Origin of the sequence: Microbacterium sp. UCD-TDU (assembly GCF_000340625.1) — a bacterium.
GTDB lineage: Bacteria > Actinomycetota > Actinomycetes > Actinomycetales > Microbacteriaceae > Microbacterium > Microbacterium maritypicum.
On sequence record NZ_KB454446.1, the window covers coordinates 1,529,775 to 1,544,717 of the forward strand.

Here is a 14,943-nt window from a genome sequence, read left to right on the forward strand (position 1 = left end):
TGCAATATATCGTGCCGTTCACGGTTCGGTTGCGGCGAGTTTTTCTGTTCGCTGACCGGGGGAATTGTTCGACTCTGTCCAGGATGCCGGCCGCCGTGCGTCATCCGCCCGGAGATGCGAAACGCCCCCGCCGTTCGGGTCGGCGGGGGCGTCGGCTTCGCGGGTGCGGCTTACTGCACCGACCATCCGCCGTCGGAGGCGAGGATGGCGCCGTTGATGTTCACGGCGTCGTCCGACAGCAGGAACGTGATGGATGCGGCCAGGTGCTCGGCTGTTGCCACGGTCGGGATGGCCTGCTGGAACGGGGCCAGGCGGCCTGAGCCGTACTCGGACATGTGCGGGGGCATCGGGATGCCGGTGGCGACGCCGCCCGGGGCGACGGAGTTCACGCGGATGCCCTTCGGCCCGTACATGAAGGCCGCCGACTTGGTCACGCCGATGATGCCGTGCTTGCTGGCCGTGTAGGCATTGCCCGAGGCGTTGCCGCGCAGGCCGGCCTCGCTCGAGACGTTGAGGATCGAGCCCTGGCCCGCGGCTTCCATCACCGGGATGACCGCGCGCATGAGCTTGAACGGAGCGGTCAGGTTGATCGCGATCACGCGGTCCCAGACGGCGTCGGGGGTCTCGCCGGCGGGAGAGAAGTCGTCGTTGATGCCGGCGACGTTCGCCAAGCCGTCGATGCGATCGCCTGCGGCAGCGAGCACCGCATCGATCGCCTCCTGCTTCGTGAGGTCGCCCGCGACCGTGACGATGTCGGCATCCGGGAGCTCCGCCTTGAGGGCGTCGAGCTTCTCGGCGGCGATGTCGCTCGCGATCACACGTCCGCCTTCGCGGGCGACACGGGAGGCCGTGGCCTTGCCGATGCCGGAGGCGGCACCGGTGACGATCACGGTCTTACCGGCGAAACGGCCGGAGGTGGTCTTCTCGGTCCAGCCCTCCGAGGCGTCGTCTTCGGGGATCTCGCCGCCGTTGGCCGCGCGCACCAGGTCGTCGACGACCGACTGGGGAAGCTGGCCCTGGCTCATCGCGACCAGCTGCTGCAGGGGAAGGCCCAGCACGGGGGTGAGCAGCTCGGGGTCGGCGCCCGTCTTCTCGAAGAGTCCGCGGATGAGAGGCCCGCCGGTCGGGTCGTTCATCCAGTCGCCGATGGTGGAGTGTGCGGTGAGGGCCATGCTCGTTCTCCTTGTTCGGGTGTCGCTGTAGTTTCGCAACGGTGCGTCTACTTATCTTGGAGTCTACGCCTGAGTACGCTCGAATGGTGCCCCGTCCTCGCAGTGAGAAAGCCCGCCGATCCGTGCTGGAGGCGATGCGGCGCGTGCTCGCCGCGGACGGGTATGAAGCCGTGACGATCGAGGGTCTCGCCGAGTCTGCGGAGGTGTCGAAGCAGACGATCTACCGGTGGTGGCCGTCGAAGGCCGCGATCCTCGGCGAGGCGTTGCTCGAAGGATCGCTACCGGGTGCCGAGGTGTCGGTGCCGATGACGGCAGACCTCGGAGCGGATCTGCGGGCGTGGTTCTCGGCGATGTCGGCCGGGTTGGCTCGGCCCGAGGGTGTGGCGCTCGCGCGGGCGCTGATCGAGGTGACGGCTGCGGACCCCGAGTTGGGGCTCGTCTTGAACGAGCGGCTGGCGGCGCCGATTCGCGAGTGGGTCGCCGAGCGGGTGTCGCGCGGACGTGCTGCGGGCGATGTGCGGGCGGATGTGGATGCGGCCGCGATCGCGGACCAGTTCATCGCGATGGCGTCGTACTCTGCGTTGATCGGGCAGCCGTTGAGTGCGGAGCGGGTGGAGGAGACCGTGGTGCGGTTGCTGCGGGGGATTGCGGCGTAGGGGGCACTGAGCTGTTGAACTAGCGTTCTTGCCGGTGGAGGAGGCGGAGGGCGGCGAGTGCGATGCGGATCGACTCGTCGTCGACGTATCTTCCGCCGATGAGCGCGAGCAGCATCGATTCGATGGATCGCAGGATCGTGTCGACCTGCTCACGGTGGAAGCGGTCTTGCCTGGCTCGCTCCCATCGCTCGCGGAATGTGCGGAACAGCTCCAGGATGAGCCCGGTGTAGGCGGCGTTCCGGCTGTCGACTCCCTCCACCCCTTCAGCGGGCCACCACATGTCGCCGAGCACGTTGTCCAGGCTGCCGACGGTGTACTCGAGGTTGTCGGAGCCGAAGAGTTCTTCGCAGACGCGGACGAGAGCATCGCGGTCGAGGCTGTCCCATCGTGGCGAGGGGCTCAGGGGTGCAGGCTCCGAGGGGACCCGGACGGCCTCCGAATAGGGCGGTGCGGCGATTCGTTCCGCCTCGCGCTCGGTGAGTGACGTCAGGTCGGACTGGATGAGCGACAGGCGGTGGCTGATGTCTCCGCCTTGCGTGGCGACGGTGGACTGCAGATCCTCCACTCGAGAGCGGGTCGTGGTGGTGGTGTTGTCGATGTGGGCGGCCTTGTCGCGGGTCTCGGTGACCTTCTCCTCGACTTTCTGCACGAGCTTCTTGAGCGTGACACCGAACGCGCTGACCTCCGACAGGTCGGGCCAGAGGAGCAGCAAGACGAATATCACCGCTGCGAGCACGCCGGCACTCGTGAGATTCGGGCCGGAGCAGGTTCGGGTGAGGCCGTCTTTCTCGGAGTCCACCGTCTCGCAGACCTGGAACCACCCCGTGAGCGAGAGATAGACGGCCAGCCCGACGATGATCAGGACGAGCAGGTAGCGGATGAGCCGGCCGCCCGGGCTTGTCAGCCAGTCGTGGAGCTTCTCCAACCGGCCGGGGTCGGGCTTGGTGGCGGGAGGGGTGTCCGGCATCATGGCCCTCATGGTGGCAGAACTCGGGGTGTGCCGGAAGGGTGTGTGCGCGGGGTGAGCCGGCGCGTCGGGGTTTAGAAGTCCCCCTCGGCCACCTGGAAGCAGACCAGTCCACGAGACCGCCACATCTCGACCACACTGCGGCGATCGTCGACGACGCCGATGACGGAGAAGTGCGGTTCGATGTGGGCGTCGTAGATCTCGGCCTTGACGATGTTGTCGGCGCGCTGGTCGCCCGTGCGGCGGAGCAGCAGGCGATCGAACGGGATCTCGTTGAACGTCAGCCAGGCTTCGGTGGCGCGGCGGGCGGTCTCGTCGCGGCCCGAGATGACGATGAGCGCGTCGACGTCGGGGTGCGCGGCGAAGGCTTGCGCGGCGATGACGACCGGGTGGTTCGGGGTGTCGATCGACACGTTGCGCATGTCGTACGGCGAGCGGTCGCCGATGAGGGCGAGGGTGCCGTCGACGTCGAAGATCCAGGCGCGAGGGCGATCGGTGGGCATGGTGTGAGGGTAGTGGGTTCCTCGGAGGGAGCGGTCGCTGGGCGAGGGTTACTGCGCAGGCTCGGACTTCGGAGCTTCCGTCCGCCCATCAGCGAACCGCGCCTGCGCCCGGTCGTGACGCTTGCCGACGGGGACGAGCTCCGTGGCCTTCGGCAACCCCATCGGCTTCGTCGAGACGTATACGCTCTCAGCGGTGTCGACGCGGAAGGTCTCGTGCCACACGCCCACCGCTCCCGGAGCCTTGCGGGCTGCGCGGTTGAACGCGGTCCAGGCGGGGCGGTGCTGCTGGTCCGGGCTGGACGCGTAGGCGTAGAGCTTGTCGACGGAGGACCAGTACTGCACGACGTAGGGTCCGCCCGATCCGAAGAGCAGGTGGTAGCCGAGCATGCCCGAGTCGGGGTCGGTGCTGAGTTCGCGCAGCATCCCCGGCATGGCGAAGAAGGCCGGCATCCACAGGTCGGGGCGCCACCAGCGGTTGATCTGCATCCCGATGTGGAACAAGACGAGCTCGCCCTCGTGGCGGTGGGTCATGCGGCCCGCGATGACTTTCGACATGACGTCTCCTTGATTGGATAGTTTCACTATCCATAATGGATAGCGCTACTATCGAAGTCAAGAGGTGGCCATGAGAATTTCCGAACTGTCCGCGCAGACCGGCGTGACGGTGCCGACGATCAAGTACTACCTGCGCGAGGGGCTGCTGCCCGAGGGTGAGCGGTCATCTGCGACTCAGGCCGCGTACGGCGAGAAGCACGTGGAGCGGCTGCGGGTGATCCGCGCGCTGCTCGATGCGGGGGTGAGCATCGCCGAGACGCGGCGGGTACTGGCGACGCTGGATGATCCGCCGGCGAGTGCGCACGACCTGCTCGGGACGGCACATGCGGCGATCACTCCGCCGGTGGATGAGTCTTTGGACCTGACGGATGCTGAGGCTCTTGTCGCAGGGCTCGGGTGGAAGCCAGGGATGTGCGACGAGGCCGTGCTGCATGCGGTGGCGCGAGCGCTGCAGGGGTTGGAGCGCGTCGGGTTCAGCGTGCAGGATGCGGTGATGGCGGAGTACCTCGCGAGCATGCGACGGATTGCGGATGCGGAGATCGCCGGGGTGCCGGGGGAGTCTGCAGAGGCTGCCGTGCGGTACGTGGTGCTGGGGTCGGTGCTGGTGGAGCCGTTGCTGTTGGCGCTGCGGCGGGTGGCGCAGCAGGTGAGCTCGGGGGAGCGGTTCGGCGGGGGCGGAACTAGCGCTTGAGCGCCGCGGCCAGACGCTCTCTCAGCGCTGGGTCGCACACGTAGACGAATGTTCCACGCATCCCACGTGTCAAAAGGACCCCGTAGATGTTCCGGATGAACGTCAGTAGGTCATCGTCCCCGAACGCATCCTTGAGGTGCCCGGTGTTCTCCTTGCCTTTCTTGTCCCGATAGCTCTCGCGATCAGCGACGATCCGACCGGTTGCCGAGTCGAGGCGGAGGTCCGGCCCGATGATGACCCCGGCGTAGTTCAGGTCGTAGCCCTGAACGGTGTGGATCGAGCCGACCTCTTCGAGCGACCCGTTCGAGTTGATCCAGTCCTTGTCCGTGCCATTCCACCGCAGACGCTCACCGTCCAGCTCGATGTCGAATGCGTCCGAGTTCTTCCTCGAAACCCAGTCCCACGCGTAGCCTGCGACGAGGCGGGAAAGACCGACCTCAGCATCCTTCCGTCGGATGGCATCGCGCATGTCTCCGAGATCGTCAAAGAGGCGGAGTTCATACTCGCCGAGGTCGGGGAGTGAAGGTGCTTCATCCCGCAGTAGCGCGCGTACGAACTCGACATAGTCTGCGCCAGCCTGCACGCGCATCTGGGTCGTGAGGCGGAAAAAGCGATGTGCATCCTTGGCCCCACTGATTTCGGCGTTGAGCGCCGCCGGAGAGAGATCATGAGGCCGCACGCTCTGCTCACCATCGACAAGCACGAGCTGATGCTTGCTCCGAGCCTTGATCCAATCGAGCTGGGTGTAGTGAGGGTCATCGCTTCCGAAAAGAGCCTCGTTGATCTCGCGGAACTTCTTGTTCTGCACGCCCGACGCCTGATTGGCTCGCTGCCCAAGACGGTGAGTCTCGTCGACGAGCACGAGGTCGTAAGTCTCGTTCGACTCTCCGAGCTGGAACGGCGACATCACCATTGCAGCATCAAGCTTGGGCGTCTTCTTAAAGACCTTCTTCACCGACATCCGCAGAGACTGCTGCGGGATCACGAGCGCCATGCGAAGCGTCTTGAGCAGCTCGCGATTCTCGGGAACGAAGAACTCCGAGAACATAGAGTCTGGCTCGACCCCGTCGCGGTCGTCGTAGTCGCGGATGTCGGCGAGCAATTTCATCAGGAAGATCGCGATGATCGTCTTCCCCGTTCCCGGGTTGCCCTGTACAACGAGCGTTGACCGGGCGCTTGGGTTGTCGAGATCTTCGAGCAGACCCTCCAGGATGTCCATGATCGCGATTCCCTGGTCGTCAGTCAGCGCCTTGAACGGCGACAGTTTGAAAAGGTCCGAGTTCTCGATCTGAGGGATGCTGCGAGAGAAGAGTCCCTCTGCTCGCAGCGCCTCGAACACATCGCGGAAAGACTCGCGATAGACGTCGCGGTCGTAGTACTGGGCGTCAGTGAGACCATCGTTGCCGTTGAGAATGCGATATCGGCCATCGCCTGAGAACCAACGGATGAGATGCGATTCAAGGTCGAGACAGACGGACTTGTTGAACGTGTGATCCACGACGACGCGGATCGATTCGAGTGACTCGTTCTTCTTCGATCCGGCGAGGTGCTGACGCATCCGGGTAGCGGCGCTCACGGTCTCACCGACGTAGAGTCCCGGCGAACCAAGCTGCGCGTCACCTTCGATCACGTAGACGACCGGCCAGTTGGTGTGGCGGGTGTCGTCATGCGCCCAGGTGTCAACAGCGTCGCGGCGGAACGGAAGGCGCTGGATACTGAACTCTGTCACTCCGGCGCCTCGGAGAGCTTGGTGTACTTCGTCATGCGGCCCTTGGCCAACTCAACGGGGTACTTCGCCTTCGTCGACTCCAACTTCTTCATGACGATCTCGTCGAGGTCGACGCCGATCTTGTTCGCGAGGTGGATGCAGTACGTAACCACATCCGCGAGCTCCGCCTCTACCTGTTCCTGGTCGAAATCCGGGGACCACTGGAAGCATTCGAGGAGCTCTCCTGATTCAATCGAGATGCTCTTGGCGAGGTTCTCCGGGGAATGGAACTGGTCCCAGTCGCGCTCAGCGACGAAGGCGCGTAGGGCGGCGAGAGTCTGCGGAGACGACATGGAAGCGACGCTAGCAGGCGAAGACGACCACATCCGAGCGGCGATCCGGACGTATTGAGCGCCCCAGCCCTTGAGCTCCGAGCTGGGCGTGCAGACTGGGATCAAAGCATTCCGTAGCTAAGGTAGCGAGCCCCGGAGGGATAAGTGAGCGTGAGTCGCATCATCGAGGTGGTTGCTGCTGTCATTGAGCATGAAGGCTTGATTCTTGCCTGCCGTAGACGCCCGGAAAAGACCGCTGGTGGAAAGTGGGAATTTCCTGGTGGCAAGCTCGAGAGGGGCGAGTCACACAACGAAGCCCTGGTGCGAGAGATCCAGGAGGAGCTCAACACCCTCATCGAAGTCACGGCCCCGCTCCGCACGGATGACACGGTGGTCGGCGACAGCATCATTCGCCTCACGTGCCTTCGCGCTCGATTGCTCGGGGATCGTCCAACGGAGAGCCTCGACCACGACGACCTTCTCTGGAGTCGTCCACGCGATCTGTGGGATCTCGATTGGGCGACTCCAGATCTGCCCGCGGTACAGCAACTGGCGGCTGTCGAATCTACTTGATGATCGAAAAGCCCTCACTCTCGCGGACGGCCAACAGAATCCCCAACTCAGACAGCAACGCCTCGAGATGTGTGACCGGGCGACTGGGCAGCAAGATGACCGGAACTGCAGGTCGGCCGGACTCCCGAGCAAGTCGCGCGTAGTCGAGGACCTGCCCAATGGCAGTTCGCACGTACTCACGGGCGGGCGACTTCTTGGCCTCGACGACCCACCCAGATTCTTGGACGTAAAGATCAGGCTCGATCACAGCTCCTGCGGAGTTCAGGCGAAGGCGCTGAGGCGTCTCGCCGCGGTCTTTGATCCACCGCCCGAAGTCCTTTTGCAATTCGAACTCGATTCGAGAGACATCACGGTCGCCGGGAATCAACGGTGCTCTGACTATGTAGGACGAAGACTCAGGAGGCGTCCACGACGTAGTTTGCGCACTTGCCGCCGGGATCTCGATTGACAGCTCCAGCGCCTCGATGTCGGCCTGAACCGGGACGAGCTTGAAGATGATCCCGTCACGAGGGTTCCCGTCTGAGTCCGGGATTGTCTCAATGCTGAACGCTGGCTCTCCCGTTGTGAACTCGCCGACGTAGGTGACGTAGGTGCCCTGCTTGGTGAATAGGCGGATAGGGCGATCGTTTCGCGCCGCGTCTCGAAGTGCGGCGTTCCCCCGAGCGAACACCTGCGGACCGCGCTGACCTTCTCCGGTGTAGAGGAACGAACCGTCCGCCTGCAGCCCTTCGTGCGTGTCGTATCCGTGCCGTGCCCCGCTCTCGGGACTTGTGACGACGAGGACGTCGGGGATTGACTTCGGGGTGATGATCCCCCCTTGCTCCTGGCCTCCGTAGGCGGAGTGGATCTCTCGCCGCCGCACGGTGTCTCCGATCTCCAGCGTCCAGCGCTTTGGATCAATAGATTGCGCAGTGTGTGCGAACCTGGCTCGCACTGCGTCGGCCTGGCGGTCGTCAAGTTCCCACCGCGTGACGCCCTCGGGAAGAGTGCCGTAGCGCTCGCGGAGAAACTCACGGATGCGCCGCTGATCCGTGTTTAGTTCGAGAGACAGCTGGGCAGGAGTCGACATGGTGCTCACGCGACGCAGCATACCGATATGCCGCAGTGCCGACGTTTCTAGCAGGTTCCGCTATCGTCTGGATCAAAGCGTGTTCAACGAAGAATGGAGTGACGGTGGAGTTTTCAGAGCGTCTCGATTCCCTCGCAACGAAGGTGAAGAACCAGGCGACGGCGATTGGAACTGAGGAGGCGACGAAGAACGCATTTGTCATGCCGTTCATCTCGACGATTCTTGGCTACGACGTCTTCGACCCTCTGGAGGTCGTTCCGGAGTTCACCGCAGATGTGGGCACCAAGAAGGGCGAGAAGGTCGACTACGCGATCATGCGCGACGGGGAGGTTCAGATCCTCATCGAGTGCAAGCCGTCGATGGGTTCGCTAAAGATCGAGCATGCCTCTCAGCTTTTCCGATACTTCTCCGTCACGAACGCGCGCATCGCTGTCCTGACCAACGGCGTTCTCTGGCACTTCTACACAGACCTCGACGCTCCGAACCGTATGGATGGCAAGCCGTTCCTCGTTCTTGACCTGCTCGACATCGATGAGACCCTCATCCCTGAGATCCAGAAGCTCAGCAAGGAGAGCTTTGATCTCGAATCGATTATCAGCGCGGCAGAAGAGCTGAAGTACATTGGCGCGCTCAAGAGAGAGATCGCGAGTCAGTTCCGCGAGCCGACCGACGAATGGATCAAGTTTTTTGCAACGCGCGTCTACGAGGGCTCCTACACACAGAAAGTGCGACAGCAGTTCACTGGTCTGGTTGGCAAGGCAGCACATCAGTTCCTGAACGAGCGGGTGAATGACCGCTTGAAGGCCGCGCTCGGGGTGAGCGGCATCGCGCACACTGCAGACCCGTCGCCGGCCACAAGCGCCGAGGTTGTGGAGGCAGATCTCGATCGCGATACCGAGATCGAGACCACTCTCGAGGAACTCGAGGGCTACCAGATCGTCAAAGCGATCGCCTGTGGCGAGGTGAAGCCCCAGCGGGTCACCCATCGCGACGCCAAGAGCTACTTTGCTGTGCTCCTCGATGACAACAACCGAAAGCCGGTTGCCCGTCTTCATTTCAACGGGAAGCAGAAGTACCTGGGCCTCTTGGACGAGGAAAAGGTCGAGACGCGGCACGCGATCGAGGAACTCGACGAGATCTATTCACACGCTGACGGGATTCGCGAAGCGGTTCGTCGGTACAAGGACTGAGGCGAACCGAGCAGCGATGTTTTGCTGGCGTGGAGCACGGGGAGTTCTTCTCGTGCTCCACGCTCTCGTTAGGGCCTACTCGAACCCACCCGTCAACCGCCCCCGCATCCGCGAACTGCTCTCATTCATCCCGACGATCTCCACCGTCTTCCCCAACGCCTGATACTTCGTCTCGATCGCATCCAACGCGGCGACGGTCGACGCATCCCACACATGCGACCCCGACAGATCGATCACGACGCGACCGGGATCGTCTGAGTACGAGAACAACGTCGTCAGATCATTGCTCGACGCGAAGAACAGCTCCCCCTTCACGACGTACGTCACGACGTCCCCGGCCGTAGACAGCACACGCCTAACCGTGACGAAGTGCGCCACCCGCCGCACGAACAGCACCGACGCGACCAACACCCCGCCGACGACTCCGACGGCCAGGTTGTGCGTGATCAACACCAGCACAACAGTCGCGACCATCACGAAGGTCTCGCTCTTCGGCATCCGCTTCAACGTTGACGGACGCACGCTGTGCCAGTCGAACGCCCCGATCGCGACCATGATCATCACGGCCACGAGCGCTGCCATCGGGATCGTCCCGACGTAGTCGCCGAACACGACCACCAGCAAGAACAAGAAGAGGCCGGCGCAGAACGTCGAGATGCGGGTCCGTGCGCCGGACGCCTTCACGTTGATCATGGTCTGACCGATCACCGCGCAGCCGCCCATGCCGCCGAAGATCCCCGACAGCACGTTCGCCACGCCCTGCCCCCACGCCTCGCGACTCTTGCGCGAGTGGGTGTCGGTGATCTCGTCGACGAGCTTCGCGGTGAGCAGCGACTCCAGCAGCCCGACCACCGCGACTCCGAGCGCGAACGGCGCGATGATCGTGAACGTCTCCCACGTCAGCGGAACGTTCGGGATGAAGAGAGAGGGCAGGCTCCGCGGCAGCTCGCCCTGGGCGCCGACCGTCGGCACGGTGATGCCGAACGCCAGCACCACTCCCGTCACGATGACCACCGACACCAGCGGCGCCGGCACGATCTTGGTGATCTTCGGCATCACCAGCATCACGACGATCCCGAGCGCCACCAGTGGATACACCAGCCACGGCACATCGATCAGCTGCGGGAACTGCGAGCTGAACACGAAGATCGCCAGCGCGTTCACGAACCCGACCATGACGCTGCGGGGGATGAAGCGCATGAGCTTCGCGACGCCGACCACCCCGAGGATCACCTGGAAGATGCCGGCGAGGATCACCGTCGCGATGAAGTAGTCCAGTCCATACATCGGAGCGACCGGGGCGATCACGAGCGCGACGGCTCCGGTCGCCGCGGTCACCATCGCCGGCCGCCCGCCGAGGAACGCGATCGAGACGGCCATGATGAACGATGAGAACAGCCCCACTTTGGGGTCGACGCCCGCGATCACCGAGAACGCGATGGCCTCGGGGATGAGTGCGAGTCCGACGACGAGACCTGCCAGCACCTCGCGGGTCAGCATCCGCGGATTCTTCAGCGCCGTCAGTACAGAGGGGTTCGCCCGGTAGCGGGCACGATCGTCGACCGTCGTTGCAGACATGGAGCTCCAGGGGAAGGCGCCTCGAGAATGAGGCAGACGCTCCAGCGTAGGGCGGAGCCGTCTCAGTCGCAGGCGATCCTGTCACCGTCGCGGTCGAGGTCGTAAACATCCGGCCCGACCACCTGCAGTGGTCCGCGAACATACGCCGGCCCGTTACCGCTGCCACCCGCGCAGTCGACATCCGACGCGATGGGCACACAGACTCCCGAATAGCTCGAGTGGCACTCAGCCGCGGGCTGCACCAAAGGCACGGGCGCGGGAGGAGGCTGTCGCGTCCCGTTCGACGTGACTTCGTTCACTGGAACGACGGTAACGATCTCGCCGACGACCTCGCGCGACACTTCTACTCCGTCGACGTAGGTCACGCGGTAGGTGGTGACCTTGGTTCCGTCGACGCCCGCCGTCGTGATGGCGGTCTGCCCGACATCGAGTTGCGGATCATCAGCTGTCGTCCGCTCGAACGGAACGACCGTCGACTCTTCTACTTCTTCGAAGGTGGTGGGCTTCGGAGAGGGGGTCGGCTTCTCGGTCTGGGTGGACGCGAACGGCTTGGCGTCCGATGAGGGTGATCCTGAGCTCGTCGAGTCCGAACCCGGGCCGCCGAGAGCGGCGTTCGCACCGGTCCCCACGAACATCAGCACGAAGGCGAGCCCCAGGGCAGCCCATGCAGCACCGCGCGAGCGTACGCGGAAGAGCCTCGCCGACCCGCGGACGATCGCGTAGATCGCGACGAAGAAGAGGATCAGGCCGGCGAACATCATGATGATGCCGAGGCTGCGGGTGAGCAGCAGGATTGCCAGAACTACTGCTCCCACGATGAGGATCATCTTCAACCGCGAAGACTTCGTCTGGGAGGGAGCCACCGCGGCGGTCGCTGCCGGCGCATGGCCCACAGGCGCGGTGTGAATCGTCCACTGGGTGCCATCCCACCAGCGCTGCTGCTGGGCGGGGTGCTCGGGATCGGCGTACCAACCTTGAGGTGCTTCGGGCATCTTTGCCGTCCTTCTACTCGGGCTCTCGCCGAACACTACCGATATTCCGGAGACCCGTGGGCGGAGTGGTGTTGCTCCAGATCGCGGCCAGGAACACGGAGGACTCCAGTTCTAGGCCCCGCTTCACCTCTTCCCCCACGCCGAGCACTGAGCCATCATGAAGACGACCCCCCCACAGAGGAGATCGCCTTGTCGCTTCCGCACACCCCGTCGGAAACCACTGCTGTCGCTGGACTCCCCGGCGTGCTGGTCATCGCCAGGATCCGTCGCCTTCTGATCCTCGCCGTGATCGCCGCGCTGGTGTATCCCACCCTCATGGTCGCGAGTAGAGCCACCTGTCCTGGTGGCATCGATGGCAGCGGTGGGTTCATCGATGGGTCAGGGCGGCCGGTGGACGAGGCTCCCCTGTGCATCCAGCTCACCCTCGGTCCCAGCCCGCTGGTCTACGTGGGTATTGCCGCGATCGTGTTGATCGCTCTCGGCCGCGTGATGAAGGCGAGCGACGAACACGGTGCCCTCAAGGTTCTGAACCGGGCCGCGATCGGAGTCGGGGCCCTCGTAGCTGTCGCGATCGTCATCTCACACGTCTGGTTCTTCCTGATCCCGATGGAGGGTTTCACCTCCGACTCCTGGATGATCGTCAGTCCCTTCCCGTTCGGCAACATCGACGTCACGACCACACCCATGACCACGGAGTGAGGCACGACAGGGGTGGGAGAGTCGCGCGGATATGCGGGCGCAGGACCGCGACACGCCCGGCGGTCGGCCTAGATTTGCCCGATCCCCGGGATCCGCGTAACTTATTACTTGTTCGCCCCAAACGGTTGAGCGGAGGTCCTCGGACCGGCTCCCGTCAAGCAGCTAACACCTCCCGAATCCCAGACACTCACTGAGTAAACAGGATGAAGGTGCTGATCCGTTCCCACGGTCAGGCCGAGAAAAACTCGGACTTGACAACGGAAACGAGATCGGTAAGATAGAGAAGTTGCCCTTCGGGCCTGGCTGTGATGGCTGGGTCGTGGGAGCATCCGATCCTTGAGAACTCAACAGCGTGCACTTGTCAAATGCCAAATTATCCTCGTCTAGCTTCGGCTAGTTGAGAATTCCTTTGGATCAAAGACCAATCCCTTCCGGGGGGTTGGCAATGGATGAAGTCAGCAATGAATTTGTCTCTTTGGTNTCCGATCCTTGAGAACTCAACAGCGTGCACTTGTCAAATGCCAAATTATCCTCGTCTAGCTTCGGCTAGTTGAGAATTCCTTTGGATCAAAGACCAATCCCTTCCGGGGGGTTGGCAATGGATGAAGTCAGCAATGAATTTGTCTCTTTGGTCAGCATCAAACTCGCTGCGTCACCGTTTTCCCGGTGGGGTATGCATTTCTTTTTTACGGAGAGTTTGATCCTGGCTCAGGATGAACGCTGGCGGCGTGCTTAACACATGCAAGTCGAACGGTGAACACGGAGCTTGCTCTGTGGGATCAGTGGCGAACGGGTGAGTAACACGTGAGCAACCTGCCCCTGACTCTGGGATAAGCGCTGGAAACGGCGTCTAATACTGGATATGTGACGTGACCGCATGGTCTGCGTCTGGAAAGAATTTCGGTTGGGGATGGGCTCGCGGCCTATCAGCTTGTTGGTGAGGTAATGGCTCACCAAGGCGTCGACGGGTAGCCGGCCTGAGAGGGTGACCGGCCACACTGGGACTGAGACACGGCCCAGACTCCTACGGGAGGCAGCAGTGGGGAATATTGCACAATGGGCGCAAGCCTGATGCAGCAACGCCGCGTGAGGGACGACGGCCTTCGGGTTGTAAACCTCTTTTAGCAGGGAAGAAGCGAAAGTGACGGTACCTGCAGAAAAAGCGCCGGCTAACTACGTGCCAGCAGCCGCGGTAATACGTAGGGCGCAAGCGTTATCCGGAATTATTGGGCGTAAAGAGCTCGTAGGCGGTTTGTCGCGTCTGCTGTGAAATCCGGAGGCTCAACCTCCGGCCTGCAGTGGGTACGGGCAGACTAGAGTGCGGTAGGGGAGATTGGAATTCCTGGTGTAGCGGTGGAATGCGCAGATATCAGGAGGAACACCGATGGCGAAGGCAGATCTCTGGGCCGTAACTGACGCTGAGGAGCGAAAGGGTGGGGAGCAAACAGGCTTAGATACCCTGGTAGTCCACCCCGTAAACGTTGGGAACTAGTTGTGGGGTCCATTCCACGGATTCCGTGACGCAGCTAACGCATTAAGTTCCCCGCCTGGGGAGTACGGCCGCAAGGCTAAAACTCAAAGGAATTGACGGGGACCCGCACAAGCGGCGGAGCATGCGGATTAATTCGATGCAACGCGAAGAACCTTACCAAGGCTTGACATATACGAGAACGGGCCAGAAATGGTCAACTCTTTGGACACTCGTAAACAGGTGGTGCATGGTTGTCGTCAGCTCGTGTCGTGAGATGTTGGGTTAAGTCCCGCAACGAGCGCAACCCTCGTTCTATGTTGCCAGCACGTAATGGTGGGAACTCATGGGATACTGCCGGGGTCAACTCGGAGGAAGGTGGGGATGACGTCAAATCATCATGCCCCTTATGTCTTGGGCTTCACGCATGCTACAATGGCCGGTACAAAGGGCTGCAATACCGCGAGGTGGAGCGAATCCCAAAAAGCCGGTCCCAGTTCGGATTGAGGTCTGCAACTCGACCTCATGAAGTCGGAGTCGCTAGTAATCGCAGATCAGCAACGCTGCGGTGAATACGTTCCCGGGTCTTGTACACACCGCCCGTCAAGTCATGAAAGTCGGTAACACCTGAAGCCGGTGGCCTAACCCTTGTGGAGGGAGCCGTCGAAGGTGGGATCGGTAATTAGGACTAAGTCGTAACAAGGTAGCCGTACCGGAAGGTGCGGCTGGATCACCTCCTTTCTAAGGAGCATCTGACACCTTCGGGTGTCCAGAACCCAGATCGAAGGCA

General features: G+C 62.7%; 14 protein-coding genes and 1 rRNA gene. 6 read left to right on the forward strand and 9 right to left on the reverse strand.

Annotated features, from left to right (window positions below; translation table 11 throughout):
- Nucleotides 1-170: 170 nt before the first annotated feature.
- Entirely contained in the window at nt 171-1,172 is a 1,002-nt protein-coding gene (locus D514_RS30260) for an SDR family NAD(P)-dependent oxidoreductase (RefSeq protein WP_017830112.1), read from the reverse strand.
- An 86-nt stretch (nt 1,173-1,258) separates the two neighbouring features.
- On the opposite strand from D514_RS30260, the gene D514_RS30265 reads away from it, so the two are divergent.
- Nucleotides 1,259-1,828, forward strand: a complete 570-nt coding sequence (locus D514_RS30265; RefSeq protein ID WP_236610941.1) for a TetR/AcrR family transcriptional regulator — start codon at nt 1,259-1,261, stop codon at nt 1,826-1,828.
- Between the two features lie 19 nt (nt 1,829-1,847).
- On the opposite strand, the gene D514_RS30270 is transcribed toward D514_RS30265, so the two are convergent.
- From D514_RS30270 to D514_RS30280, 3 genes are all read right to left on the reverse strand, one after another.
- Nucleotides 1,848-2,798 carry a hypothetical protein gene (locus D514_RS30270; RefSeq protein ID WP_017830114.1) on the reverse strand — a complete coding sequence of 317 codons (951 nt, stop codon included), beginning with the start codon at nt 2,796-2,798 and terminating at the stop codon, nt 1,848-1,850.
- Between the two features lie 71 nt (nt 2,799-2,869).
- On the reverse strand, nt 2,870-3,298 hold the full coding sequence (locus D514_RS30275; RefSeq protein ID WP_017830115.1) for a polynucleotide kinase: 429 nt from the start codon (nt 3,296-3,298) through the stop codon (nt 2,870-2,872).
- A gap of 48 nt (nt 3,299-3,346) precedes the next feature.
- The gene (locus tag D514_RS30280; protein ID WP_017830116.1) at nt 3,347-3,853 is read right to left on the reverse strand and encodes a DUF4188 domain-containing protein; all 507 of its coding nucleotides are present in this window, start codon (nt 3,851-3,853) and stop codon (nt 3,347-3,349) included.
- Nucleotides 3,854-3,923: 70 nt separating this feature from the next.
- On the opposite strand from D514_RS30280, the gene D514_RS30285 reads away from it, so the two are divergent.
- Entirely contained in the window at nt 3,924-4,544 is a 621-nt protein-coding gene (locus D514_RS30285; protein WP_017830117.1) for a MerR family transcriptional regulator, read from the forward strand.
- On the opposite strand, the gene D514_RS30290 is transcribed toward D514_RS30285, so the two are convergent.
- Together D514_RS30290 and D514_RS30295 are read right to left on the reverse strand one after the other, a co-directional pair.
- On the reverse strand, nt 4,534-6,273 hold the full coding sequence (locus tag D514_RS30290; protein WP_017830118.1) for a DUF2075 domain-containing protein: 1,740 nt from the start codon (nt 6,271-6,273) through the stop codon (nt 4,534-4,536). The genes D514_RS30285 and D514_RS30290 overlap by 11 nt on opposite strands.
- Complete coding sequence (locus D514_RS30295; RefSeq protein WP_017830119.1) at nt 6,270-6,605, reverse strand: nucleotide pyrophosphohydrolase; 336 nt, start codon at nt 6,603-6,605, stop codon at nt 6,270-6,272. Before D514_RS30295 ends, D514_RS30290 begins: the two co-directional genes overlap by 4 nt.
- Nucleotides 6,606-6,755: 150 nt before the next feature.
- On the opposite strand from D514_RS30295, the gene D514_RS38495 reads away from it, so the two are divergent.
- The gene (locus D514_RS38495; RefSeq protein WP_081603904.1) at nt 6,756-7,157 is read left to right on the forward strand and encodes a (deoxy)nucleoside triphosphate pyrophosphohydrolase; all 402 of its coding nucleotides are present in this window, start codon (nt 6,756-6,758) and stop codon (nt 7,155-7,157) included.
- Here the strand turns inward: D514_RS38495 and D514_RS30305 are convergent.
- Nucleotides 7,150-8,226 (reverse strand): YDG/SRA domain-containing protein, encoded by a 1,077-nt coding sequence (locus D514_RS30305; RefSeq protein WP_236610957.1) that lies wholly within the window; start codon nt 8,224-8,226, stop codon nt 7,150-7,152. The two genes, D514_RS38495 and D514_RS30305, sit on opposite strands and share 8 nt — an antisense overlap.
- Nucleotides 8,227-8,330: 104 nt before the next feature.
- On the opposite strand from D514_RS30305, the gene D514_RS30310 reads away from it, so the two are divergent.
- Nucleotides 8,331-9,416 (forward strand): type I restriction endonuclease, encoded by a 1,086-nt coding sequence (locus D514_RS30310; protein ID WP_031205907.1) that lies wholly within the window; start codon nt 8,331-8,333, stop codon nt 9,414-9,416.
- A 75-nt stretch (nt 9,417-9,491) separates the two neighbouring features.
- On the opposite strand, the gene D514_RS30315 is transcribed toward D514_RS30310, so the two are convergent.
- The gene (locus D514_RS30315; RefSeq protein WP_017830123.1) at nt 9,492-10,994 is read right to left on the reverse strand and encodes a SulP family inorganic anion transporter; all 1,503 of its coding nucleotides are present in this window, start codon (nt 10,992-10,994) and stop codon (nt 9,492-9,494) included.
- Between the two features lie 62 nt (nt 10,995-11,056).
- Nucleotides 11,057-11,986, reverse strand: a complete 930-nt coding sequence (locus D514_RS30320) for a G5 domain-containing protein (RefSeq protein ID WP_081603887.1) — start codon at nt 11,984-11,986, stop codon at nt 11,057-11,059.
- A gap of 189 nt (nt 11,987-12,175) precedes the next feature.
- Here D514_RS30320 and D514_RS30325 point away from each other — a divergent pair, with 189 nt between their 5' ends.
- Nucleotides 12,176-12,685: a hypothetical protein gene (locus D514_RS30325; RefSeq protein ID WP_031205910.1), complete on the forward strand. Its 510-nt coding sequence runs from the start codon at nt 12,176-12,178 to the stop codon at nt 12,683-12,685.
- Between the two features lie 685 nt (nt 12,686-13,370).
- Nucleotides 13,371-14,894 (forward strand): 16S ribosomal RNA (locus D514_RS30330).
- The last annotated feature ends 49 nt before the right edge of the window (nt 14,895-14,943 follow it).